General features: G+C 72.0%; 19 protein-coding genes. 5 read left to right on the top strand and 14 right to left on the bottom strand.

Annotated elements, in window-relative coordinates; genetic code table 11:
- Window positions 1-266 precede the first annotated feature (266 nt).
- Together nagA and C1701_RS11895 are read left to right on the top strand one after the other, a co-directional pair.
- On the top strand, window positions 267-1,496 hold the full coding sequence (gene nagA, locus C1701_RS11900) for an N-acetylglucosamine-6-phosphate deacetylase (protein ID WP_081715571.1): 1,230 nt from the start codon (window positions 267-269) through the stop codon (window positions 1,494-1,496).
- A 36-nt stretch (window positions 1,497-1,532) separates the two neighbouring features.
- Window positions 1,533-1,793, top strand: a complete 261-nt coding sequence (locus C1701_RS11895; protein ID WP_030104364.1) for a hypothetical protein — start codon at window positions 1,533-1,535, stop codon at window positions 1,791-1,793.
- Between the two features lie 260 nt (window positions 1,794-2,053).
- On the opposite strand, the gene C1701_RS11890 is transcribed toward C1701_RS11895, so the two are convergent.
- From C1701_RS11890 to C1701_RS11850, 9 genes are all read right to left on the bottom strand, one after another.
- Window positions 2,054-3,451 (bottom strand): FAD-binding oxidoreductase, encoded by a 1,398-nt coding sequence (locus tag C1701_RS11890; RefSeq protein ID WP_030104363.1) that lies wholly within the window; start codon window positions 3,449-3,451, stop codon window positions 2,054-2,056.
- A gap of 75 nt (window positions 3,452-3,526) precedes the next feature.
- Complete coding sequence (locus C1701_RS11885; protein WP_030104362.1) at window positions 3,527-4,720, bottom strand: glycoside hydrolase family 76 protein; 1,194 nt, start codon at window positions 4,718-4,720, stop codon at window positions 3,527-3,529.
- Between the two features lie 62 nt (window positions 4,721-4,782).
- Entirely contained in the window at window positions 4,783-5,427 is a 645-nt protein-coding gene (locus C1701_RS11880) for a TrmH family RNA methyltransferase (protein ID WP_081715593.1), read from the bottom strand.
- Between the two features lie 98 nt (window positions 5,428-5,525).
- The gene (locus C1701_RS11875; protein ID WP_103055924.1) at window positions 5,526-6,287 is read right to left on the bottom strand and encodes a LemA family protein; all 762 of its coding nucleotides are present in this window, start codon (window positions 6,285-6,287) and stop codon (window positions 5,526-5,528) included.
- Window positions 6,288-6,391: 104 nt separating this feature from the next.
- Window positions 6,392-6,976 (bottom strand): orotate phosphoribosyltransferase, encoded by a 585-nt coding sequence (gene pyrE / locus C1701_RS11870; protein ID WP_051314169.1) that lies wholly within the window; start codon window positions 6,974-6,976, stop codon window positions 6,392-6,394.
- A 73-nt stretch (window positions 6,977-7,049) separates the two neighbouring features.
- Entirely contained in the window at window positions 7,050-7,823 is a 774-nt protein-coding gene (locus C1701_RS11865; protein ID WP_103057029.1) for an SDR family NAD(P)-dependent oxidoreductase, read from the bottom strand.
- Window positions 7,824-7,923: 100 nt separating this feature from the next.
- The gene (locus C1701_RS11860) at window positions 7,924-8,637 is read right to left on the bottom strand and encodes a hypothetical protein (protein WP_026419729.1); all 714 of its coding nucleotides are present in this window, start codon (window positions 8,635-8,637) and stop codon (window positions 7,924-7,926) included.
- Window positions 8,638-8,803: 166 nt separating this feature from the next.
- Window positions 8,804-11,398 (bottom strand): ATP-dependent chaperone ClpB, encoded by a 2,595-nt coding sequence (gene clpB, locus C1701_RS11855; RefSeq protein WP_026419730.1) that lies wholly within the window; start codon window positions 11,396-11,398, stop codon window positions 8,804-8,806.
- Between the two features lie 222 nt (window positions 11,399-11,620).
- Window positions 11,621-13,117, bottom strand: a complete 1,497-nt coding sequence (locus tag C1701_RS11850) for an SLC13 family permease (protein WP_417853756.1) — start codon at window positions 13,115-13,117, stop codon at window positions 11,621-11,623.
- Window positions 13,118-13,612: 495 nt separating this feature from the next.
- Here C1701_RS11850 and C1701_RS11845 point away from each other — a divergent pair, with 495 nt between their 5' ends.
- Entirely contained in the window at window positions 13,613-15,265 is a 1,653-nt protein-coding gene (locus C1701_RS11845) for an alanine/glycine:cation symporter family protein (protein WP_103055923.1), read from the top strand.
- 272 nt (window positions 15,266-15,537) lie between these two features.
- Here the strand turns inward: C1701_RS11845 and C1701_RS11840 are convergent, their stop codons facing one another.
- A complete protein-coding gene (locus tag C1701_RS11840; RefSeq protein ID WP_245588890.1) occupies window positions 15,538-17,100 on the bottom strand; it encodes an MDR family MFS transporter in 1,563 nt (520 codons plus the stop codon).
- Between the two features lie 360 nt (window positions 17,101-17,460).
- Window positions 17,461-18,303: a TetR/AcrR family transcriptional regulator gene (locus C1701_RS11835; protein ID WP_026419734.1), complete on the bottom strand. Its 843-nt coding sequence runs from the start codon at window positions 18,301-18,303 to the stop codon at window positions 17,461-17,463.
- Between the two features lie 97 nt (window positions 18,304-18,400).
- Between C1701_RS11835 and C1701_RS11830 the strand changes: the two genes are divergently transcribed.
- A complete protein-coding gene (locus tag C1701_RS11830) occupies window positions 18,401-19,288 on the top strand; it encodes an alpha/beta fold hydrolase (RefSeq protein WP_026419735.1) in 888 nt (295 codons plus the stop codon).
- Here the strand turns inward: C1701_RS11830 and C1701_RS11825 are convergent.
- Together C1701_RS11825 and C1701_RS11820 are read right to left on the bottom strand one after the other, a co-directional pair.
- Entirely contained in the window at window positions 19,263-19,766 is a 504-nt protein-coding gene (locus C1701_RS11825) for a MarR family winged helix-turn-helix transcriptional regulator (protein ID WP_245588876.1), read from the bottom strand. The genes C1701_RS11830 and C1701_RS11825 overlap by 26 nt on opposite strands.
- Before the next feature lie 149 nt (window positions 19,767-19,915).
- Window positions 19,916-20,806 (bottom strand): pyridoxamine 5'-phosphate oxidase family protein, encoded by an 891-nt coding sequence (locus C1701_RS11820; protein ID WP_026419737.1) that lies wholly within the window; start codon window positions 20,804-20,806, stop codon window positions 19,916-19,918.
- 241 nt (window positions 20,807-21,047) lie between these two features.
- Between C1701_RS11820 and C1701_RS11815 the strand changes: the two genes are divergently transcribed.
- Window positions 21,048-22,220 carry an FAD-binding oxidoreductase gene (locus C1701_RS11815; protein WP_081715572.1) on the top strand — a complete coding sequence of 391 codons (1,173 nt, stop codon included), beginning with the start codon at window positions 21,048-21,050 and terminating at the stop codon, window positions 22,218-22,220.
- 243 nt (window positions 22,221-22,463) lie between these two features.
- On the opposite strand, the gene C1701_RS11810 is transcribed toward C1701_RS11815, so the two are convergent.
- Window positions 22,464-23,606, bottom strand: a complete 1,143-nt coding sequence (locus C1701_RS11810; protein WP_026419738.1) for a polysaccharide pyruvyl transferase family protein — start codon at window positions 23,604-23,606, stop codon at window positions 22,464-22,466.
- Between the last annotated feature and the right edge of the window lie 91 nt (window positions 23,607-23,697).

The following is a 23,697-nucleotide window of genomic DNA, read 5'->3' as shown; positions in this document are numbered from 1 at the left end:
ACGCTCCCCGTCCGACCCCGGCGGCCTGGCTCCGGGCACGGCACACGCGCTCCCGGGACCGGTGGGGCACCGCCGGCCACCCTCAGGTGCCCGCCGACCACGTCGCTCGGTCCGGATCACCACCCCCGCCCTCGGGCCCACCGCGACCCGCCGGTGCGCATCCGCTCGGTGGAACCTCTCGCCATCGGCACGGCCGGTGGTGTAGACCACTAGGCGGCCGGGCTGGTCGCCTCGCGACAGCCGACGTTCGTCCTGGGGAGCATGCAGTGGGCGGGACGCCTTCCGAGGTCCGTGGTTCGATCAGCCGGGCCAGTGCGGTGTCCACGCTGGTCACCGGGGGCAGGGTGATCACACCTGACGGTGAGGTGACGGGCTGGGTCGCGATCGACGACGGCAGGATCACCGCCGTCGGTGACGGGCCCGCACCCGCCGCGCGGTCCGTGGTGGACGCCGCCGGCGGGTGGGTCGTCCCCGGTTTCGTGGACATCCACTGCCACGGCGGCGGCGGCGCGTCCTTCACCGAGGGGACCGCCGAGGCGGTCTCGACCGCCGTGGACGTCCACCGGCGCCACGGCACCACCACCCTCCAGGCCAGCCTCGTCTCGGCCGCACCCGACGAGCTGGTCCGGCAGATCGGGTCGCTGCGACCGGCGGTGCGCTCCGGCCTGCTGGCCGGCATCCACCTGGAGGGCCCGTTCCTGGCCGAGGGGCGGTGCGGTGCCCACGACCCCGCCGCCCTGTGCGCGCCGGAACCCGCGCTGGTGGACCGGCTGCTGGCCGAGGGAGGGGGAACCGTGCGGATGGTGACCCTGGCACCCGAGCTACCCCACGCCCTGCCCGCCGTGCGCCGTCTCGTCGGGGCCGGGGTGCTCGCGGCCGTGGGGCACACCGACGCGACCGCCGACCAGGCACGGGCGGCCGTGGACGCCGGCGCGAGGGTCGCCACGCACCTGTTCAACGCCATGCGTCCGCTCCACCACCGCGAGCCCGGGCCGATCGCGGCGCTCCTCGACGACGAGCGGGTCGTGGTCGAGCTGATCTGCGACCTGGTCCACCTGCACCCGACGGTCGCCCGGTTGGCCGCCCGGCACGCCGGCCCCCGGCGTACCGCCGCCGTGACCGACGCCATCGGCGCGGCCGGCGCGGGCGACGGCGAGTACGTGCTCGGCGGCCTCCCCGTCACGGTGACCGGCGGAGTGCCGCTGCTCCCGGGCGGGGCGCTCGCCGGCAGCAGCCTGACGATGGACCGCGCCTTCGCCAACCTGGTCCGGGGCTGTGGTCTCACCGTCGAGGAGGCCGTGCGCGCCACCTCGACCACGCCCGCCTCGCTGCTGGGGCTCGACGCCGCCGTCGGGGCGGTGCGCCCCGGCCTCGACGCGGACCTCGTGGTGCTGGATGAGGAGTTCACCATCCGCGCCGTGCTGGCGAAGGGGACCCGGGTTCCGCCAGCGGGCACGTCCGACGAGGCCCCGCCGGTTGGTCACCCGTCGAGGTGACGATCAGTTCGGGGACCGCTCGGTATCCTCCCTCCCGTGGGAGATCCGTCGGATCCGGAGCAGGTGCTGTCCAAAGCGTTGCGCGCGCAGGCGCTCCAGGCCCGGTCCGACCCGCCCTCGGCTCCGGCGGAGGTCACCAACCCACCGCCGGACGAGACGGCGACCCAGCGCGGCCTCCTCCCCAGCGGCCGGGACCAACCCGCGGGCGGCGGGCGGCGGCTGGCCGTCGTCGCGGGGATCTCCCTCGGGCTCGGCCTGCTCTGCGGGGCCGTGGCCGGCGTCATCACCGTGCTCTGAGGCCCTCCCGCCGGGGCCACGCTCCCCTCCGCCGGCGGAGCCGCGTGCCGGAGCCGAGCCCCGCGTCATCCCGCCAGGTCACCCCGATCGGGGCTGGGCTGCCGCGAAGGCCCCGACGCCGCCCCCTCCGACGGGCGGTGGACCGCCGTCGCGGGCCGCTGCCCCTCGGGCGTCGCCAACGGAGCGCACGCCCGCCCCGATCCCGGGCCGCCCGACCTCGTGTGGCGGGGGACGGGGGTGCGGCGCGCCCGGTGGCGGTGTCAGCCCCGGAACATCGAACCCGGGTTGAACAACCCCCCTGGGTCCAGGGCGTTCTTGATGGCCCGGTGCGCGCGCAACCCGACCGGGCCGATCTCCGTCGCGAGCCAGTCCTGCTTGATCTTGCCGACGCCGTGTTCGCCCGTCACCGTTCCGCCCAGCCGCAACCCGAGGGCGAGGATGCGGTCGAAGGCGACTCGCGCGGCCTCCGCCTCATCCGCCCTGGACGCGTCGTAGACGATGGTCGGGTGCATGTTGCCGTCGCCGGCGTGGCCCGTGACGGCGACGGTCAACCCGACCTCCTCCCCGATCTCGGCGCAGCCCGCGATCAGTTCGGCGATCCTGGTCCTGGGGACGCAGACGTCGTCGGTCAGCCAGGACCCCAGGGTCTCCAGGGCGGGCAGCACCGCCCGCCGGGCGGCCAACAGCAGCCGCCCCTCGGCGAGGTCGTCGGTGTGGTGGGTGAACTCGGCGCCGGCGTCCAGGCAGACCTGTTCGAGCCTCGAGACCTCGGCGAGCCCCGCCGCCCCACCAAGGTCCGACTGGCCGATGACCAGGGCAGCGCTCCCCGCGCCGTCCCCCAACTCGGTCGACAGGTGGCGTTCCACGGCCCTGACGCACACCGAGTCCATGATCTCCAGGAGGGAGGGGACCATGCCCTCCCGCACGATCCTGGACACCGCCGCGCCGGCGGCTCCGGTGGAGCCGAAGGAGGCGACCACGGTCGCCGGTGCCTGGGGCAGCGGACGCAGCGCGAGCGTGGCGCGTGTGATCACGCCGAGCGTGCCCTCGCTGCCGACGAACAACCTGGTGAGGTCGTACCCCGCGACCCCCTTGACGGTGCGGCGCCCGGTCCGCAGCACCTCGCCGTCGGCGAGGACCACCTCCAGACCCAACACCGAGTCGGTGGTCACCCCGTACTTCACGCAGCACAGCCCGCCGGCGTTGGTGGAGAGGTTCCCGCCGATGGTGCACCAGTCGTAGCTGGAGGGGTCGGGCGGGTAGAACAGCCCGTGCTTCTCCACCGCCGACCTCAGGTCGAGGTTGACCACCCCAGGCTCGACCACGGCGACCCTGTTGTCCGGGTCGATCTCGACGATCCGGTCCATCCGCGTCAGCGCCAGGACGACGCACCCGTCGACGGCGTTGGCCGCTCCTGACAGGCCGCTGCCCGCCCCCCTCGGCACGATCGGGACACCGGCGGCCCCGCAGGCCCGCACGACGTCCTGGACCTCCTCCGTGGTGGCTGGCAGCACCACCGCGGCTGGTGATCCCGCCGGTGCGAGCGGCATCATGTCGCGACGGTAGGACTCGGTGACGTCCCGGTCCACCAGGACGTGGTCCGGCCCCACGGCGGCACGGAGGGCGGTGAGCAGGTCGACGTCGACGAGTGAGCCCATGTTGCCTGACGGTAGCCGTTCCGCCGGGTGACCGGAAGGACGCGCGACGGCGACCGCGGTGCTCGTGGCGGCGGGTCAACCGGAGGCCGACACCCCCGCCCGCTCGACCGAGGCGGCCGCCTCCAACACCATCCAGGCGCCGAGCTGGACGGACAGGTCCCGTTCCGGGATGACGTCGGGGCTGACGGCGCCCTCGCCGCCCCGTGGGCGTTCGGACAGGGCCGGTGGCCGGGGCGGAACCCGGGCCGGTCGGTTCCAGTCCGCCGGGAACAGCGGGCCGGAGTCGACCACCCGCCGGTTGCGCCAGACCGCCTCCGCCGAGGCCAGGACCAGCTCGGCCGCCAGGGCCCGCGATCCGACGTCCGCCGGCGGGAGCCGGGCGACGGCGAGCGCGAGGTAGCGGGCGAGGATCCCGGAGAACAGTCCCCCGTCGCCGCCCCCGTGGGTCCGCAACGCGCCGCTGGAGGTGACCAGGCGGGTCGCGACGGCGTCCACGGTGCGCCTGGCCCGCAGCCACCACCGCTGCTCGCCGGTCGCCGAGGCCAGTTCCAGGGCGGCGCCGAGGTACACCCCCTGGCAGTAGGTGTAGACGCGGCGGACCACCCGGCGCACGCCGCCCCGGTAGTCGACCCGGGCCCCGTCCCAGACCAGGCCGGTCACCGGGTCCACCAGGGTGGTCTCCAGCCACTCGGCGATCGCGACCGCCCGTTCGAGCCCGTGACCGGGGGCGTCGGTGCCCAACCTCGCGTGCAGGATCGCCGCCGGGCCGTTGGCGGGCGTGTTCTTGAAGTCGTCGTGGTACCGGGCGTGCCGCCGCCACCAGATCCCGCCACCACCGTGCCGGGTCCAGGCGGCCCGCAGTTCGGCCTCCACCGCGCGCAGGGCGTGCTGGTGCCGCTCCCCGGTCACCTCGCCGGCGCGGTGCAGGGCCAAGCCGAGCCAGGCCATGTCGTCGTAGTAGTCGTTGGTCCAGCCGAGGTTGCGCAGCACGACGCCCCGCACCAGGCGGTTGAGCGCGGTCCTGCGCGCCCGGCTCGGGTCCCGGAGCTCGGCGTCGACGAGGCAGTCGATCAGGTGCGCCTGCCACCAGTAGTTCCAGGGTCCGACACCGAGGCGCAGTGTGGCGCTCGGCGGCCAACTGGCGAGGCCGATCAGGGTGCCGGGCAGCCCCCACACCCCACGGAGGTGGCGCTGCCGAACGGCGCGTTCGGCGACCTCGGCTCGCGCGGCCCACACCCGCCGCCGCGTCGGCAACAGTTCCTCGGTCATGCGCACATCGTGCCCTCAGCGGCGGGGACGGCCGCCCGGATGACACGGCCGGCGGCCCTTGTTCACCAGGCCAGGGTCAGGTCGGCGTGGTCGCGGACCCAGGCGTGCATGACGATCCCCGCGGCGACGCCGGCGTTGATCGAGCGGGTGGAGCCGAACTGGGCGATGGAGACGAGCAGGTCGGCGCCCTCCCGCGTCTCCGCGCTCAGACCGCTCCCCTCGTGCCCGAAGACGAGGACGCTCTCGCGGGGCAGCGCGGTCTCCTCCAGCCGCACCGAACCCGGGGTGTTGTCCACCCCGACGACCGCCAGCCCGGAACGGGCGGCGAACCCGAGGAGGCCGGCCACCTCGTCATGGTGTTCCAGGTGCTGGTACCGGTCGGTGACCATCGCACCCCGCCGGTTCCACCGACGCCGACCGACGATGTGGACGGCACGCGCCCCGAACGCGTTGGCCGTGCGGACCACGGTCCCGATGTTGTGGTCGTGCTGGAAGTTCTCGATGGCCACGTGGAACGGGTGCCGACGGGTGTCGAGCTCGGCGACGATCGCCTCCCGCCGCCAGTACCGGTAGGCGTCGACCACGTTGCGCCGGTCGCCGTCGCGGAGGAGTTCGGGGTCGTAGTGCTCGCCGTCCGGCGGCGGTCCCGCCCAGGGGCCGACTCCCACGACCGGGCCCGAGGGGGTCCACTCCGTCGGGCCCACCACCGCCGGCTCCGGCCCCACCACCGGCGAGGGCTCGGCCTCGGGCGAGGGGCGGCGGGCGGTGGTCGGAGCGGAGTCGCGGTAACCAGGGGAGCCGGCGGTCACTGCCAGCCGCCGGGGCCGGCCGGGCCCTGCGGTGGCTGCCCCTGCCCGGGGTGCGGCTGGCCGTACTGCTGCGGCGGCTGGCCGTGGACCTGGGGACCGGGCTGCTGTCCGTACTGCGGGCCCCCGGTGGGCTGCTGGAGCTGCGGCGCCGCCGGCGGCCCGCCGGTGAGGGAACCGAAGGCACCGGACAGCGACGGGGTCGCGCGGGCGTTCGGGTCGTCGACCTCGAAGTAGTCCGCCTTGGTGATCTTGGCCATGCCGGCGACGATGGAGGAGGGGAACGACTCGACCCGGGTGTTCAGGGCCCGCACGTTCCCGTTGTAGAAGCGACGACCGGCGGCGATGCGGTCCTCGGTCTCGGCCAGCTGCTTCTGGAGGTGGAGGAAGTTTTGGTTCGACTTCAGCTCCGGGTAGCTCTCGGCGATGCCGAAGAAGCCGCGCAGCGCTCCGGACAGCTGCTGCTCCGCCTGCCCCTGGTCGTGGACGCTGGCGTGCGTCTGACGGGCCTGCATCGCCTGCGACCTGGCGGCGATCACCTGTTGCAGCGTCGTCTGCTCGAAGTGGGCCGACGCCCGCACGGTCTCCACGAGGTTGGGGATGAGGTCATGACGTCGTTGGAGCTCGACGTCGACCTGCCGCCACGACTCCTCGACGGTGTTCCGCTGGGCGATGAACCGGTTGTAGCTCACGACGTAGCCGATTCCGACCACGACCGCGAGCACGAGCAGGACCACGAGGATCACGAGCAGGGCATCCACGCCCGCAGGTTACCCGTCCACGCGGGTCGGGAAGAGGGCTCCGCGAAAAAATCCCGACGCGAACCTCACACCGTCGGCGCCGGGACCCGTGGCCGGGGCGACGCTCAGAGCCCCAGGTCGTCGAGGTCCAGCAGGTAGCGGTAGGGCAGGCCCGCCGCCTCGATCCGCTCACGCGCCTCGGTCTGCCGGTCCACGACGGTGGCGACGCCCACCACCTCGGCGCCCCCGGCACGCAGGGCCTCGACGGCTGTCAGCACGCTGCCACCGGTGGTGGAGGTGTCCTCCACCGCGAGCACCCGACGACCGGTGACACCGGGTCCCTCGATCTGCCGCTGCATCCCGTACTGCTTGGTGGCCTTCCGCACGACGAAGGCGTCCAGCGCGAGGCCATCGGACGCGGCCGAGTGCAGCATGGCGCCCGCCACCGGATCGGCGCCGAGGGTGAGCCCTCCGACCGCCTGGAAGTCCCAGTCGCTGGTCAGCTGCCTGAGCAGCCGGCCGATCAGCGGTGAGGCCTGGTGGTGCAGCGTGGCCCTGCGCAGGTCGACGTAGTAGTCGGCCTCGGCGCCCGAGGACAGGGTCACGGTGCCGTGGACGACCGCGAGCTCCCGCACCAGGCGGGCCAGCCGAGCCTTGTCCTCGGAATCCACGTTCGGGGTGGGGGAGTTCGATGCCGCCGCTTCTCGCACGGTTCGCTAGCTTCGCACAGCCCCGGACCGGCACCGGCCGCCGGTCCGGGAGGCCACCCCGGTTCCGGCGGGGTCAGTCCCGACCTCGGGCGGTGCGACCGGCGACCCGGCGGACCAGCCAGCGGGGCAGCAGCCGCGAGACCGACGCCAACGCCTTGTACTGGTTGCCCGGTACGGACACCGCGCGACCGCGCCGCAGGTCACGCAGTGACTCGTGCACGACGAAGTCCGCGTCCAGCCGGAACGACCGGGGCAGGCCGGACATGTCGATGTCGGCCCGCTCGTGGAACTCGGTCCTCGTGAACCCCGGGCACAACGCGAGCAGGCGGACCCCGCTGCCCCGGGTCCCCGCGGCCAGGCCCTCGGTGAACGACGTCACCCAGGCCTTGCTGGCGGTGTAGGTGGAGCCCCGCCCCGGCAGGAAGCCGGCGATGCTGGACACGTTGATCACGTCACCACCCCGCCGTGCCAGCATGCCGGGCAGCGCGGCGTGCGTCAGCTGGAGCACCGCGGTGACGTTGACCTCCAGCTGCGAGCGCAGCGCGGAGAACTCGTTGCGCTCGAAGTGGCCGCCGGTGGAGAAACCGGCGTTGTTGACCAGCAGGTCCACCGGTCGCTCCTCGTCCCGGAGGCGGGCCGCCACCCGGTCGCGGTCGGCGGCCTCGGCGAGGTCGGCGGTGATCGTCTCGGCCTCCACCCCGTAGCGGTCACCGAGCTCGGCGGCCAGGGAAATCAGCTTCGACTCGGTGCGGGCGACCAGGACGACGTCGTACCCCTCGGCGGCCAGGCGGCGGGCGAAGGACAACCCGATTCCCGAGGTTGGACCGGTGATCAGCGCGGTGGGCATGTACCGCACGGTAACAACCTGAACGAGTGATGGGGGTGAGTCGCACGGAGTCGGACTCCGCTCGGGGTCAGGTCGGCGAGGCGTTCCGCCGGCGGCGGGATCAGGACTGGCTCGAAGGCCGGAAGATGCGCTCGTCCTCCTGGTCGACGGTGAGCGCGTGGGTGCGCTGCTGCTCCCGCTCCTCCTCGTCCACGGGGTCGATCAGGTCGGCAATCTCCCCGACGTCGCGCAGCAGCCGCTCCAGGCGGGAGGGCGAGGCGTTGGAGGGCGCGGCGGCCAGCACCCACTCCTTCTCCAACCAGACCACGGTGACGTCGTCGCCGACCTCCTCCGCAGCCTCGACCAGGTCCGGTGTGATCAGCTGGCGCGCGGCCGACAACTGGGTGACGAAGGCGTACCGGGAACCGACGGGCCCGAGCAGGTCCAGGCCGGACTCCTGCGGGACGGGGACGCTGGGCAGCCAGAGCTCCACCACGACCTCGTACTGCTGGCGGCAGCGCACCGCGACCAGCACGGCGCCGGCCTTCCCGCCCGACTCGTGGTCGAACACGTACACCTGTCGCCGGCCGTCGGCGGTGAAGGTGGAGCCCGCGACCACGTCCCTGGCGACGCCGCCGCTCTGCGCCGCGAGGAAGCCGTGGCTCCACCGGGTCGGCAGCACCTGGTCGCTCTCGGCGAACTGCCAGCCCCGCAACGCCGCCCATCGACGTCGTTCCCGGTTGCGCGCGCTGCGTTGCGCCGTGTCGGTGGCGAGCAGCGCGACACCCGCCATGGCGAACACTACGGCCGCCGTGAACCACACCCAAGTCGGCATCCCCACACTCCGCAGGGTAGCGAGCCAGGGCACGTTCACGAAGATCGTATGCCCGGTTGTTCGCGAATTGACCGGAAGTAGCGGCGGGCGGCGGTGAACCGGCTGCTCAGGGAGCGGTGCGGGGCCCAACGTCCGACCGGGGCGGACCGCCCCCGGCGGGTCGGGGTCAGGCCCGCCCGGTGACCAGCAGGCGGTTGGCGCCAGGGGCGCTGTCGTCGACCTCCACGACCACCTCGTTGCCGTCCCGGATCTCGCCGGACAGCAGCTTCCGGGCCAGCTGGTCGCCGATCGCGGTCTGCACCAGCCTGCGCAGCGGCCGGGCGCCGAAGACCGGGTCGAAACCGTTGAGGGCGAGCCAGTCCTTGGCCGCCCTCGACACGGTCAGGGTCAGGCGACGCTGCCCCAACCGCCGTCCCAGTGCCTCGATCTGGATGTCGACGATGCTGGTCAGCTCCTCCGTGGACAGCGAGTGGAAGACGACGAGGTCGTCGAGCCGGTTGAGGAACTCGGGCTTGAAGTGCTGGCGGACCACGGCGAGGACGGCATCCCGCCGTTCCCGTTCTCCCAGGGTGGGGTCCGCGATGGCCTGCGACCCGAGGTTGGAGGTGAGCACCAGGATGGTGTTGCGGAAGTCGACGGTGCGCCCCTGCCCGTCGGTGAGCCGGCCGTCGTCGAGCGCCTGGAGGAGGATGTCGAAGACGTCCGGGTGGGCCTTCTCCACCTCGTCGAGCAGCACCACCGAGTAGGGGCGGCGGCGGACGGCCTCCGTCAGCTGCCCGCCCTGGTCGTAGCCGACGTAGCCGGGAGGGGCACCCACCAGCCGGGCCACCGAGTGCTTCTCGGAGTACTCCGACATGTCCACGCGGATCATGGCGCGTTCGTCGTCGAACAGGAAACCGGCGAGCGCCTTGGCGAGTTCGGTCTTGCCCACGCCCGTGGGGCCGAGGAACAGGAACGAGCCGGTGGGCCGGTCGGGGTCGGCCACGCCGGCCCTGGCCCGGCGGACCGCGTCCGAAACCGCGCGCACCGCCTCGGCCTGACCGATCACCCGAGCCCCGACGGCCTCCTCCATCCGCAGCAGCTTCGTCGTCTCCCCCTCCAGCAGGCGGCCGGCGGGGATGCCGGTCCACGCGCTGACGACCTCGGCGACGTCGTCGGATGTCACCTCCTCCTGGAGCATGACCTGCTGTTCCCGACCGTTCTGCGTGGCGGCGTCGAGTTCCTTCTCCAGGCTGGGGATGCGCCCGTAGCGCAGTTCCGCCGCCCGCCCGAGGTCACCATCCCGTTCGGCCCGTTCGGACTCGCCACGCAGCTGTTCCAGCTGCCCCTTGAGCTCCCGAACCCGGTCGATGGAGGTCTTCTCGTTCTGCCAGCGGGCGGTGAGACCGGCCAGGGCCTCCCGGCGCTCGGCGAGCTCCGCCCGCAGGGCGGCCAACCGCTCGCGCGACGCCTCGTCCGCCTCCTTGGCCAGCGCCATCTCCTCGATCTCGAGCCGCCGCACGGCCCGCTCCACCTCGTCGATCTCCACCGGCCGGGAGTCGATCTCCATCCGCAGGCGGGACGCGGCCTCGTCCACCAGGTCGATCGCCTTGTCCGGCAGGAACCGCGCGGTGATGTACCGGTTGGACAGCGCGGCCGCCGCGACGAGGGCGCTGTCGGTGATCCGCACCCCGTGGTGCACCTCGTAGCGTTCCTTGAGGCCCCGCAGGATCCCGACCGTGTCCTCCTCGGAGGGTTCCCCCACCATGACCTGCTGGAAGCGTCGCTCCAGGGCCGGGTCCCTCTCGATGTGCTCCCGGTACTCGTCGAGCGTGGTCGCCCCGACCATGCGCAACTCGCCCCTCGCCAGCATCGGCTTGATCATGTTCCCGGCGTCCATGGCGCTCTCGCCGGTGGCGCCCGCTCCCACGATGGTGTGCAGCTCGTCGATGAAGGTGACCACCTGGCCCGCCGAGTCGGTGATCTCCTTGAGCACCGCCTTGAGCCGTTCCTCGAACTCGCCCCGGTACTTCGCGCCGGCGACCATCGACCCGAGGTCGAGTCCGACCACCCGCTTGCCGCGCAGGGACTCCGGGACGTCACCGGCCACGATGCGCTGGGCCAGGCCCTCGACGATGGCGGTCTTGCCGACCCCGGGCTCCCCGATCAGCACCGGGTTGTTCTTCGTCCGGCGGGACAGCACCTGGACCACCCGGCGGATCTCGGTGTCCCGACCGATCACCGGGTCCAGCTCACCCCGGCGGGCGCGCTCGGTGAGGTCGACGCCGTACTTCTCCAGCGCCTGGTAGGTGGCCTCCGGGTCGGGGTTGGTGACGCGGGCCGAGCCTCGGACCCGGGTGAAGGCCTCGCGGAGGTTGTCCGGGGTGGCGCCGTGGTCGCGCAGGAGGTCGGCCACCCGTCCGCCCTCCTTGGCCAGCCCCACCAGCACGTGCTCGGTGGAGACGTACTCGTCGCCCATCTCGGTCGCCAAGCGCTGGGCGTGGGTGACGGAGCGGACCGCCTCCGGTGACAGCTGGGGCGCGTTCACCGTGGCGCCCGTGGCCGAGGGCAGGCCGGCCGTGAGGCGTTCCAGATCGCCCCGCAGCGCGGCCGGATCGACGCCGACCGCGGAGAGCAGCGGCGACGCCACTCCGTCCCCCTGGGCCAGCAGGGCACCGAGCAGGTGGGCCGATGACACGTCGGGGTTGCCGGCCAGCGTGGCGGCCCGCGCCGCGGCGGAGATCGCCTGCTGGACCTTCGTGGTCGGATTGAACGCGTCCATCCCTCACCTCGTCAGCTCGTACACCTGGTCGGCTCCCGGGGCTCCGAGCCCCGACCGGAGCCGCGCCCTCGCCCGACTCCGCTCATCCACACGTCCAACGTCAGAAAAGTTGAGCCAGTTCCACTCAACCACGTATCCGGGTGTGGTGTGGACCACGAGGGCACGGCGAAACCCCGCCCCGGAGTGGACGCGCCGAGGCGGGAGTAGTCGGCCGAGGCCGACTCAGAGGCTCAACCCGAAGACCCAACCGACGAGGCCGTACATGGTCAGGGTGATCAGCACGACCGCGATGAGGTTCAACCAGAGCCCCGCCCGCACCATCTGCCCGATCCGCACGTACCCGGACCCGAAGGCGATCGCGTTGGGCGGCGTCGCAACCGGCAGCATGAAGGCGCAGGTCGCGGCGAGCGCGACGGGCACCGCGAGGACCATCGGGTCCAGCCCGAAGCCCAGTGCCACCCCACCCATGATCGGCAGGAAGGTCGCCGCGGTCGCCGTGTTGCTGGTCAGCTCGGTCAGGGCCAGCACGAGCAGGGTCACCCCGACCACCAGGAGCACCACCGGCACGGCGCCGACCCCGGCGACCCGTTCGCCGATCCACTCGCTCAGCCCGGTCGCGGAGAACTGGCTCGACAGGCTCAGCCCGCCACCGAAGAGCAACAGCACACCCCACGGGATCTCCTTGGCCGTCTGCCAGTCCAGCAGCGCCACTCCCTTCGCCGGAGCGACGGGGAGCACGAAGAGGGCCACCGCGACCGCCATCGCGATCACCGCGTCGAGGTTGCTGGCGCCCGTGACGAGGGGCAGGAAGATCCAGCAAAGAGCGGCCAGGACGAACACCGCCAGCACCATCCACTCGGCGCGGCTGACCGGTCCCAGCGCGGTGAGTTCGCGGCGAATGAGCTCCCGCCCACCGGGGATGGTGGTGATGCGCGGGGGAAACACGAGGCGGGTCAGCACCAGCCAGGCCAGCAGCATGAAGACCACCGCGAGCGGAACCCCCACGAGCATCCACTGCCCGAAACCGATGTGGATGTCGTGGGCGTCGCGGAGGTAACCGACCATCAGGGTGTTCGGCGGGGTGCCGATGATGGTTCCCAGCGAGCCGATGGAGGCCGCGTAGGCGATTCCCAGCATGAGCGAGGTGCCGAAATTCGTGTCACCCTCACCCTTTCCGAGCTGACGGACCAGGCCGAGCACCGAGAGACCGATGGGCAGCATCATCACCGCCGTGGCGGTGTTCGAAACCCACATGGAGATGAAGCCGGTCGCCAGCATGAAGCCGCCCACCAGTCGGCGGGGGCTGGTCCCGACGGCGAGCACCGTCGCCAGGGCGAGCCGCCGGTGCAGGTTCCACCGCTGCATCGCCAGCGCGAGCATGAAGCCGCCCATGAACAGGAAGATGACGTCGTTGGCATAGGGACTGGCCGCGTCACCGACCTCGGCGATGCCGAGCGCGGGGAAGAGCACCAGCGGCACCAAGGCGGTCGCGGGTAGTGGGATGGCCTCCGTCATCCACCACACGGCCATCAGCACGGCCACCGCCGCGGTACCGCGCCCCTCCGGGGAGAGGGTGTCGGGGAGCGCGAGAAAGGCCGCCAGCGCGAGCACGACGCCGAGCCCGAGGCCTATCCACCGCCTTCGGACCGTGGCCGGGGGTTCGGCGGCTGCGGAGATCCGCTGGTCGGCAGCCCCCGCACCGGTCTCACTCTCGGTCACGGGGACTCGCCCCCGAGACTCCTCCGCGTGGGGTTCGCGCCCGGTCTGGTCCACCCGCCACCTCCCGTGAGTCACTGAGTGCGAAAAATACCCCAGAAGTGTGTGACCCGCACCACTTGCGATTGGGCGGGTTCGAGCTCCGGAGTACACGACCCCACCGGCCCTCACCCCGGTTCGACGATCACCCGCACGCGAACGAGACCGCCGACCCACCCCATGAGCGAGGCGAGCGGGACGCGATGAGCACGCTCGCCGCCAACGGGCGACGTCCGCTGCGGTCGCCGCGATGGCGGAACGCGCCCGGAAGGAGCAATCATGAACCATCCGTGATACGGATCACTACTCGCCGCGACCGCGAACCCGCCCACATCCCCGTGGCTAGGGCATATGTCACCGCAATGAACCGAAACGGGGCAGTAACAAATGTTACGCTCCGCATCAAATTCGGCCCGCCCTCTTGCGGCGAACCGGGGTTTCCCCGTGCACTGTCATGCCATGTCACACATCACAACGGCGGCGTCGCCGCCAAGTCCGCCGACCGGCGACCCGTCGCCCGTCCTCCTCGCGCAGGATGGTGGAGTCCTTTCCGGCATCGAGGACTCCATCAACCGCGTGTTCGAACCGATCGAGGGCTTCTTCTCCTCGGTCATCTTCTTCGAGGTTTCACTCTTCGGGGGCAGCTTCCCCTTCATCGTCATCTGGCTCGGGATCGCCGCGGCCGTATTCAGCGCGTACTTCGGCCTCGTGCAGTTCGGGAAGTTCAAGCTGGCCATCCAGGTGGCGAGGGGCAAGTACACCCGGGCGGACGAACCGGGCGAGATCACCCACTTCCAGGCGCTGTCCTCCGCGCTGTCCGGCACGGTCGGCCTCGGCAACATCGCGGGTGTCGGCGTGGCGATGGTCATCGGAGGCCCCGGAGCCACCTTCTGGATGATCGTCGCCGGCCTCCTCGGCATGTGCACCAAGTTCGTCGAGTGCACCCTGGGCGTGAAGTACCGGGAGATCGACGAGAAGGGCCAGGTCTCCGGCGGCCCGATGTACTACCTGCGGAAGGGGCTCGCCGAGCGCTTCCCGAACGGCGTGGGACGCGGGGTCGGCAAGGTCCTCGCCTTCGGCGCCTCAGTGATGCTCCTGTTCTTCGCCGTGGCCGGCGGGAACATGTTCCAGGCCAACCAGACCTTCGCCCAGCTGCGTTCGGTGACCGGGGGCGATGACGGCTTCCTCGCCAGCGGGGGAGCCGCCTTCCTCTTCGGCCTGCTGCTCGCCGGCATCGTGGCACTGGTCATCGTCGGTGGCATCAAGTCCATCGGCAAGGTCACCGAGAAGCTCGTGCCGGCGATGGGCATCATCTACGTCCTCGCCTGCCTGGTGGTGATCCTGGTCAACATCGAGTCCGTGCCCGCCGCCGTGGGCGCGATCTTCTCCGGTGCCTTCGCGCCGGAGGGCGTTGCCGGTGGTGTCATCGGCGTGATGATCATCGGGTTCCAGCGGGCCGCGTTCTCCAACGAGGCCGGCGTCGGCTCGGCGCCGATCGCCCACGCCGCCGTCCGCACGCGGCACCCGGTCACCGAGGGCCTGGTGGCCCTGCTCGAGCCGTTCATCGACACGGTGATCATCTGCACCATGACGGCGCTGACCGTGGTCATCGCGCGCACCCAGTTCTACGACGACTCACGCGAGGTCTACCAGGCGACCGGGGACACTCCGGAGGGCGTCGTGGTCACCTCGGAGGCGTTCGCCACCGTGCTGCCGTGGTTCCCCTGGGTCCTCGCGCTGGCCGTCGCGCTCTTCGCCATCTCCACCATCATCACCTGGAGCTACTACGGCGAGCGGGCCTGGGTTCACCTGTTCGGCGGGAGCATGGTCAGCCAGTACGTCTACAAGGCGGTCTTCTGCTCGTTCATCGTCGTCGGAACGGTCCTCACCCTGGGGCCGGTGCTGAACTTCGCCGACGCGGTGCTGTTCGGGGTGGCGTTCTTCAACATCGTGGGCCTCTACCTGCTCGCGCCCATCGTCAAGCGCGAGTTGAGGGACTTCCTCGGCAAGCTGAAGTCCGGGGAGATCCGACCGGTGGACCAGGACACCTCCGCGTCGTCGGCCGGCTCGCCGCCGGAGCCCTCCGATCGGGAGAAGGACGGCGTGGGCTGAGGGCGTCCCCACGCGGGGTGACACCGGGAGTTATCCACAGACACGCCCGGCCGGTGCCGAGTTCTCCACCGGATATCCCCAACTGATCCCCAGTTATCCCCAACTATCCACAGCCAGTCCACGCCAAATCCACAGTTCCGCCCCAAGTTATCCACACAGCCTGTGGATAACTTGGGGCGGACGGCCGCCGGCTGTGGAGTTATCCACAGTCCGTGGACAACTCCACAGGGTGACGCCTTCCAGGTGACGGCGGTACCGCACGGGCGAGGCCGTCACCCGCGGTCAGCACCATCCCCGGACCGCCCAGCCGATCCGGCCGGAGTACCCGGGCTCGGTACGGGCGCACCCACGGCGGGAGCCGGCACGGCGTGCTCCACGTCGACGGTGGTCCGCAGCGGCACTTCCCGGATGCCGAGGACCGCGAACAGCGCCACCAGGGCGGCCAGCGCGGCGACGAGGAAGACCGTTCCGGTGGCGTCGCCGAACGCCGTCATCACCTCCGCCCGGACCCCCTCGGGGAGCCCCGCGAGATCCAGGGAAGCGCTCTGGCCGCCTCCCGTCCCCACCCGGGCGGCCACGCTGGCGGACAGCACGGCGCCGAGCGCCGACACGCCGGAGGCGCCTCCGAGGGATCGGAAGAAGGTGACCAGGGCCGTCGCCGATCCGAGGTCACGGGCGGGAACGGTGTTCTGCACGGCCAGGACGAGGTTCTGCGCGCACAACCCCACCCCCGCGCCCACGACGGCGAGGAACACCCCCACCAGCACCAGGTCCGTCCGGTGGTCGATCGTCGCCAACAGACCGAGCCCGACCGGCAACGCCACCGCGCCCACGAGCAGGAACCGCTTCCACCGCCCCGACCTGCTGATCAGCTGACCGGAGAGGGTGGAGGTGAACGCGAGCGACAGCACCAACGGGATCGTCATCAGCCCGGCCACGGTGGGCGAGTACCCCCTGCCCAGCTGGAAGTACTGGCCGACGAACACGGGAACTCCGAACATCGCCACCCCCGTCCCGACGCCGGCGACGACGGAGAGCGCGGTCGTCCGGTCCCGGAAGAAGCGGAGCGGGACGACCGGGTCGACCGCCCTCGCCTCCACGAGGACGGCCAGTCCGAGGAGCACCACCGCACCTCCGACCAGCAACGCCGTGGTCGGCGACGCCCAGGCGAACGACTGACCGGCCAGGGACACCCACACCAGCAGCAGGCTCACGCCTCCCACCAGCAGCGTCGCCCCGAGCCAGTCCACCCGCACCGGGCGGCGGACGGTCGGCAGGCGCAGCGTGCGGCCGATGACCACGAGCGCCGCCACCGCGACCGGGACACCCGCGAGGAAGCACCACCGCCATCCGAGCCAGGGGGTGTCGACGATGAGGCCGCCGATCAGCGGACCGCTGACCGTGCCCACGGCGAAGACCGCCCCCAGGTAACCGCTGTACCGGCCGCGTTCCCTCGGGCTGATCATCGCGGCGATGACGACCTGGACGAGGGCCTGCACGCCGCCAAGGCCGAGTCCCTGCACCGCCCGGAACCCGATCAGCATCGGCATCGACTGGGCGAGGCCGCCCAGCACCGAGCCGATCGTGAAGACGGAGAGCGCGATCTGGAGGAGCAGCTTCTTGCTGAAGAGGTCGGCGAGCTTGCCCCACACCGGGGTGGTCGCGGTCGCGCCGAGCAGGGTGGCCGTGACCACCCACGTGTACTGGGCCTGGGTGCCGCCGAGTTCGGCGGTGATGGTGGGCAGCGCGTTCGCCACGATGGTCGAGCTGAGGATGGCGACCAGCAGCGCGAGCAGCAGTCCGGAGAAGACACGCATGATCTCGCGGTGGGACATCGGGGGCTGGTCGTCCGGCCCCGGGTGCACCGCCGCGCCCGTCGCGACGACCGCCGCGTCCTGCGTCCCGCCTGACACCACCACCTGGTGCTCCCCCGAACTCTCCTCTAGTCATTAGTTGCCTTATGCAACTTTACGCTCGCGGTGGAGTGCCCACCACGCCTCTCCGGGTGAGATGGCTTACCGCGTGGATGTCCGACGCCGCGCCTCCCGCCACCGGGGCCGCGCGGGACACCGAGCACGGGAAGGCCGGAGATCGGCGCCAACCGGGGAAGGGCGCGCTCCAGGGCCGGGTCCAAGGGGCCACGACCGTGGGGCCGACCCGTGGCCGGCCGGGGTCAGGGCGACGGTGGCGCCATCTCAACCCTCGGAGGCTTCTCCCCGCCCATCCACCCCGGTCGCCGAGGAGAGACCGTCCAGCAGGACGGTGAGCCCCGCGACGAAGACCGCGTCGACCCCACGAGCCCACCCCCGCTCCGCTCGTTCCGCCCCGGCCGAGTCCCGCGTCCCGCCGCCCTGGCCCGCCGACGCGTCGCCAGCCAGGCGGACGGAGTGCGGGAACCGCTCGGCGAAGTCGGGGGCGACCTCGCGCAGCAGGGTGGAGCGGCGCGTCCACCACTCCCGGTCGGGCACCCCCGTCTCGGCGGCGGCCCGGCCCGCCTCGGCCGCCGTGCGCGCGGAACCCCGGACGTGGTGGAAGAGGGCGCTGACCGCTCCCCGCAGCACCCGCCCCGGCAGCTCGGTGGACCGGAGGAGCCCAGCAAGGGCCTCGAAGACGACCTGCTCGTGCGGCCCGAGGACCGGGCGGGCGTGCGAGACCTGGAGGACCCACGGATGACGCAGGTAGAGATCACGCAACTCGACCGCCCACTCCAGGACGCCCGACCTCCAGTCCGCCGCCTCCTCGCACGCGCCGGAGAAGTCGGCGTGCGCCTGGTCGTACATCAGGTCCACCAGCTCGGCCTTCCCCGGCACGTAGGTGTAGAGCGCCATCGCGGACCGCCCGAGCCGTTCCCCGACGGCGCGCATCGACAGTCCCGCGAGACCCTCCTCGTCCGCGAGGCCGATCGCCGCCTCGACGATCGCCGACGCGGTGAGGCTTTGCCTGGGACCCGGTGCGGACCGCGACGGCCCGCGCTCGGACCCCGCCCACAACAGCCGCATGGTCAGGTCCGCGTCTCCCCGACCTCCGATGACCGCCACCCACATCTCCTTACAACGTAATGTATTGTCGCCCGCACATCACCGTACGACGTAAAGGGATATCGGGGCCGATCGCCCCGGCGAGGAGCGCGACACGATGGGGTACAGCACCACGCACGACGGCGACCGGCTTGACCTGGAGATCACGGGGAGCGGGCCCACCGTGCTGCTCCCGGTGGACCCCACCCCGATCACCGGGGACCGGGCCGAGGAGATGCGGAGGTGGGGCGCCGACCCCGCCCTGGGGCGCGCGCTGGTCGACGGGCTGAGCGACCGCTTCCGCGTCGTCGCCTTCGACTACGAGGGCCACGTCATGGGCCGGCCCAAACCCACCACCCTGACCCCCGGGAACGTCGCGGCCGACATCCTCGCGGTCGCCGACGCGGTCGAGGCGGAGAGCTTCGCCTACTACGGCTACTCCTGGCTCGCCCTGGCCGGGCTCCAGCTCGCGATCAGGACCGACCGGCTCTCCGCGCTCGTCATGGGCGGATTCCCCGCCCTGAACGGCCCCTACGCCGAGATGCTCGAGGTCACCACGGCCGCACACCGGCGCGCCGAGGCTGGCGGCCACGACGGGCGCCAGGAGACCGACGGCGGGGGCGAACCGGACTGGGACACCGTCGAGATCTCCGCCCCGCCGGAGCGGACCCGGCAGTTCGTCACCCTGTACGAGGCCCTGACGGGCTTCGACGACCGGGCGGCTGCCGCGTCGGTGCGCTGCCCCCGGCTGTGCTTCGCCGGCGCCGCCGACACCATCGTCTACCCGGAGTCCTGGGGTGGGGTCACGGTGGACATCGCGGGCGGGCTCATGCGGGGCCGCGCCGAACTCGCGGAGGCTGGCTGGGACGTGGAGCTGCTCGACGGGCTCGACCACCTGGGCGCGATGCTGCCCCACCACGTGTTGCCCGTGGTGGCGCCCTGGCTGCGGGGGGCGCTCGCGGCCCGAGGAGACGTCCCGGTCAGAAGGCCTCGTTCAGCCGGTTGAGGAGGCGCGCCAGCTCGGTCAGGTCGGAGGTCGGCCACTCGGCGAGCTGCTCGTCCAGGCGCTCCCGCCGCCGCTCCCGAACCTCCCGGAGCCGCCGCGACCCCAGGTCGGTGAGCTGCACGCGCCGCGCGCGGCCGTCGACGGGGTCCGGCACCCGTTCGATGAGCCGCAGCTCCACCAGCTTGCTCAGCTGCCGGCTGATGGTGGACTTGTCGAGGTTGAGCAGGTCGACCACGTCGGTCCCCCTGACGGGGCCGCGCTCGGCGATCATCGACAGCGTGCCGTAGGCGGCCGGCTCCAGCTCCACGTGGATCTGCGAGGCGAGTCTGGCCGTGCTCTGCTTGGCGCGGCGGAAGAGGATGGTCAACTCGCGCTCGACACTGTCGGCCGCGGCCCCACGGGTGCCGTCGGCGCCCGTGCCCAGCCGCTCCGGCCCGTTCACGGCCATCGTCGAACCGTCCATGCGTGTCGGGTTCACCCTGGTCCCCCTCGCTCCCACCCCCTCAAGTCTGACAGACCAGGGACCGGGATGTCCGAATCGACCGGGCGAACCGGGAACGTCCGAGCGCGGGTGTGAGTACCGCCACCCGGCCGAGTCGGGAGGGCCGGTCGGCGGAGGGGGCGGCCTCACCCCGAGGCCGGCTCCGAGTGCCGTTCCGGGGCGGGGCTCCAGGGCCGCTCATCACCCTTGGCCTCGAAGTAGTCGCCACCCTTGCGCCGCGCGTCGTCGGTGCCCCAGGATCGGTCCCGTGGCACCGGCATCATCCGAGGGATGTGCTTGCGGCAGTGGACATAGGCCTCCTCGACCCGGACGACGACCCACCGTTCGGGCGTCCTGCCACGGTTGTCGTCCTCGGGCAGGTCGGAGTGCCTCGCTCGCAGTTCGGCGTCCTCGACCACGCTGGCGCGACCGTTGACATGCAGTCCGATCAGGTCCTGGACCAGGTCCAGCATGAGGATCCCCACGTGGGGGTTCTCCTCGATGTTGCCGAGGCTGGCCATGACGCCGTTGCCCCGGTACTCGGGGTAGGCGAGGTGGTGCGGGTCGAGCACCCGGATGAAACCGGGCGGGCCCGAGCGCAGCGAGGCGTCGCACTCCCCCGACCCGTCGGCGGTGGCCACGAAGGCCATCTCCATCCGGCCCACGAACCGTGCCATCTCGTCGTTCAGGCGGTCGAGCATCTGCTCCTGGTAGAAGCGCCGCGCACGCCGCTCGGTGCCGTGCCGCTCCTGGAGGACGTGTTCTCCCCGGGAACCGGGCAGGGGATGCCCGGACGAGGACACCGGCGGCGCGACCGGCCCCGGAGCGGGCGGTGCCCCCACCGGGACCACGGGGAAGGCGTGCCGCACGGTCTGTTCGGGATCGGGCGGGAGCGGTGCCACGACCGTCGCCCCGGCGCCCGACGACCCGGTTCCCGGTGCGCCTCCCCAGCCGCCCGGCCCTACCCCGGTCGGAGGAGCGTCGACGAGCTCAAGTTCGTGCAGATCGGGGTCCGCGGTACCCGTTGGCACCAGCATCTCGCGAATCACGGGCCCCACAGTGTCACGAAGACCTCTGAAGTTCCACGATCTACCCCCTACCTTCGCCCAACCGTCGCAGGCATTATGTACTCGCAGTTACATGCCGACACTCGAAGGTGGCATCAAGGACTCAGGCAACCAGAGAACGAGTTACTGTCCCCCTTGTTGGGGATCCTGACAAGGAACGGCGCGTCACGCCCGGCGCGCCGAACGACGTGGAGAAGACTGCGCCCGGACTATGACAGCGAACGCCGTGCTTAGCCCCGTGCCTCCCTCGCGACCGGAATCTGCCTCGGGGGTCAGCGCCACCGTGCGCCTGATCCGGGAAAGCTACGCGGCCGTCGAGCCGTACGCCGACGACGTGGCGAGGTTCTTCTACGGGATGCTCTTCAGCCTCGCGCCCAAGACCCGCGAGCTGTTTCCCGCCAACATGGAGGTGCAGCGGAGCAGGCTGCTTCGCGCCCTGGTGCACACGGTGCAGATGATCGACCGGCCGGACGACCTGGTGCCGTTCCTCCGCCAGCTGGGCCGCGACCACCGCAAGTTCGGGGTGATCGCCAGCCACTACGAGGCGACCGGCACCGCGTTGCTGGCGGCGATCAAGCGGTACGCCGGTCCGGTGTGGACCGACGAGGTGGAGCTCGCGTGGGCCGAGGCCTACACGATGATGGCCACCACCATGCACAACGCGGCCGAGGCGGACGAGAACCCGGCCTGGTGGAACGCCAGGGTCGTGGAGCACCAGCGGTTGAGCTGGGACCTCGCCGTGGTCCGGGTGCAGCCGCACCAGCCGGTCCCCTACCGCGCCGGTCAGTACGTCAGCGTCGAGGTCCCCCAACGGCCCCGGCTGTGGAGGTACCTGACCCCGGCCAACGCGCCCAGCGAGGACGGGACCCTCGAGTTCCACATCAGGTCGGTCCACGGCGGTTGGGTCAGCCGTTCCGTCGTCGGGCACACCCAGGTGGGTGACACCTGGCGGGTCGGTCCTCCGATGGGCCGGATGGGCGTCGACCGGGAGAACGGTCGCGACGTCCTGATGATCGCCGGTGGGACGGGACTCGCCCCCATGCGCGCGATGCTGGACGAGCTGGCCCAGTACGGCACGAACCCCCGGGTGCACCTCTTCCTCGGTGGCCGGACCATCGAGGACCTCTACGAGCTGGACAACCTGCGATACCTCGCGATGAGCAACCCCTGGCTCACCGTGGTGCCCGTCGTGGAGTCCGGCCCCGCCCGGCAGGGCACCGAACACGGCACCCTCGCGGAGGTCGTCACCCGCTACGGGGCCTGGTCGGAACGGGACGTCATGGTGTGCGGCTCCCCCGCGATGATCCGGGCCACCGTCTCCAGGATGCTGGTGGCGGGAACGCCCCTGGACCGCATCCGGTACGACCCGTTCACCCTGGACTGACCCCCGGGGTCCGGCTGGCGGGCCCTCCTCCCGCGCGGCGCTCCCCCGCCGCACGCCGGATTCCGGTGTGTTCCCGGCGGGGGCGGGGAGGGCGGGCAGGCACCGGGGAACCGCGCCCCGCCGGCGAGCGGAGCTCCTGGCGCTCACGCCGCCACCCGCGCTCCCCGGCCCGCTGTCCCGACCCGGACCGGCCCCGTGGGAGCCGGTCCGCGTCCCCGGCGGCCTCCCGACGGCAGGGGAGGATCAGCGCCGGTACGGGTAGATCCGGTCGGCGACCCGGCGCTTCGCGGCCCGGTACTCGGCGAGGGACTCGGGGCTGTACCCGCCGTGCACCGGTCGGGTGGGGATCTCGTCGAGGTCCTCGACCAGCGTCCACCCGCTGCCCAGGTCGGTCAGCGAGCGGTGCTTGGTGGCGTAGTAGTCGGGGTTGATGCTCACCGCGACACCGTTGGCGCCCACGGCCGCGCCGACCAGGTGGGGGTGGAACCGGGTCGACAACCAGGTCTGCCCGGCGGCGGCCGGCATCCCGTGGTCGAGCACCTCCGCCAGCGGGTACATCCGCACGCCAGGGAACTCGGACTCGACCAGGGCGAAGACGTCGCGGTCCACCCGCGGGATGCACTCCACGAACCCGAGCCGGTCCGGCGGGACGTCCCAGGCGCGCAGGGTCTCGGTGACGAACGCGGCGAGCGCGGGCACGCTGACCCTGAGGAGGTCGGACTGGACGCAGACCATGAACTCGCGCAGCTCGTCGTCGGTCCGGTAGAGGTGGGGGCCGAGGTCGAAGAACAGGTCGTCGCACGTGTGGCTGACCGCGCACGTCTTCTCGAGCAACCGGGCGGAGGGCGCGTCGCGGACGTCGACCACGTCGAACCGGGTGGCCAGCTCGCGGATCAGCGTCTCCCCGTGTTCGGGTGCCGGCCACAGGCCCACTCCGGTCATCGCGGTGCGGGCACCGGACCGGCGGGCGACCGAGACCATCCCGGCGAGCAGGCCGACGTGGCGTGGCCACACGCCGTTGACGTAGCCGCCGCCGATGATGTGCAGGACGTCCGCCCGGTGCGCCAGCTGGATGCCCGAAGCCCAGCGGGGAGCCATGCCCGGGTCGTTGACGGCGCGCTGGGCGAACTCGTTCACCTGCCACGGCTCCTCGCTGGGCGCCTCCCAGCACAACCGCCACAGGGTGTCGGTGAAGCGGGCCCTGGGGTGCAGGTGGCCGAGGAGCACCTGGGCCGGCCCGGGGCTGGGGCAGTCGAGCCAGACATCGGCGTCCGGCGCGACCTGCCGGAGGTGTCGCAGCCAGGCAGCGGCGATCATCTCGTCGCCGTAGTTCGGGAAGCCGGTAGTCCCGATGAGGTAGTAGAGGGCTCTGTCGCTCTCACTCATTGCGTCGAATCTCCCGTTGGACACCTGAACAGGTGAGTAGAAGTGTGCCCGACTGGGTGCATACCCCGAGGGTTGCCAGCCAGTCGTGATC

Origin of the sequence: Actinoalloteichus sp. AHMU CJ021 (assembly GCF_002895405.1) — a bacterium.
In the GTDB taxonomy this organism is placed as follows: domain Bacteria; phylum Actinomycetota; class Actinomycetes; order Mycobacteriales; family Pseudonocardiaceae; genus Actinoalloteichus_B; species Actinoalloteichus_B caeruleus.
Note: the sequence above shows the minus strand (reverse complement) of the source record. Positions and strands in the feature narration are given on the sequence as shown.

Bases quoted from the DNA above. Each gene is read 5' to 3' on its own strand.
- C1701_RS11890 (WP_030104363.1), bottom strand. From the start codon at position 3,451: ATGGGCTCACTCGTCGACGTCGACCTGCTCACCGCCCTCCGTGCCGCC.
- C1701_RS11885 (WP_030104362.1), bottom strand. From the start codon at position 4,720: ATGACCGAGGAACTGTTGCCGACGCGGCGGCGGGTGTGGGCCGCGCGA.
- C1701_RS11865 (WP_103057029.1), bottom strand. From the start codon at position 7,823: ATGCCCACCGCGCTGATCACCGGTCCAACCTCGGGAATCGGGTTGTCC.
- C1701_RS11860 (WP_026419729.1), bottom strand. From the start codon at position 8,637: ATGCCGACTTGGGTGTGGTTCACGGCGGCCGTAGTGTTCGCCATGGCG.
- clpB (WP_026419730.1), bottom strand. From the start codon at position 11,398: ATGGACGCGTTCAATCCGACCACGAAGGTCCAGCAGGCGATCTCCGCC.
- C1701_RS11845 (WP_103055923.1), top strand. From the start codon at position 13,613: ATGTCACACATCACAACGGCGGCGTCGCCGCCAAGTCCGCCGACCGGC.
- C1701_RS11840 (WP_245588890.1), bottom strand. From the start codon at position 17,100: ATGTCCCACCGCGAGATCATGCGTGTCTTCTCCGGACTGCTGCTCGCG.
- C1701_RS11830 (WP_026419735.1), top strand. From the start codon at position 18,401: ATGGGGTACAGCACCACGCACGACGGCGACCGGCTTGACCTGGAGATC.
- C1701_RS11820 (WP_026419737.1), bottom strand. From the start codon at position 20,806: ATGCTGGTGCCAACGGGTACCGCGGACCCCGATCTGCACGAACTTGAG.
- C1701_RS11815 (WP_081715572.1), top strand. From the start codon at position 21,048: ATGACAGCGAACGCCGTGCTTAGCCCCGTGCCTCCCTCGCGACCGGAA.
- C1701_RS11810 (WP_026419738.1), bottom strand. From the start codon at position 23,606: ATGAGTGAGAGCGACAGAGCCCTCTACTACCTCATCGGGACTACCGGC.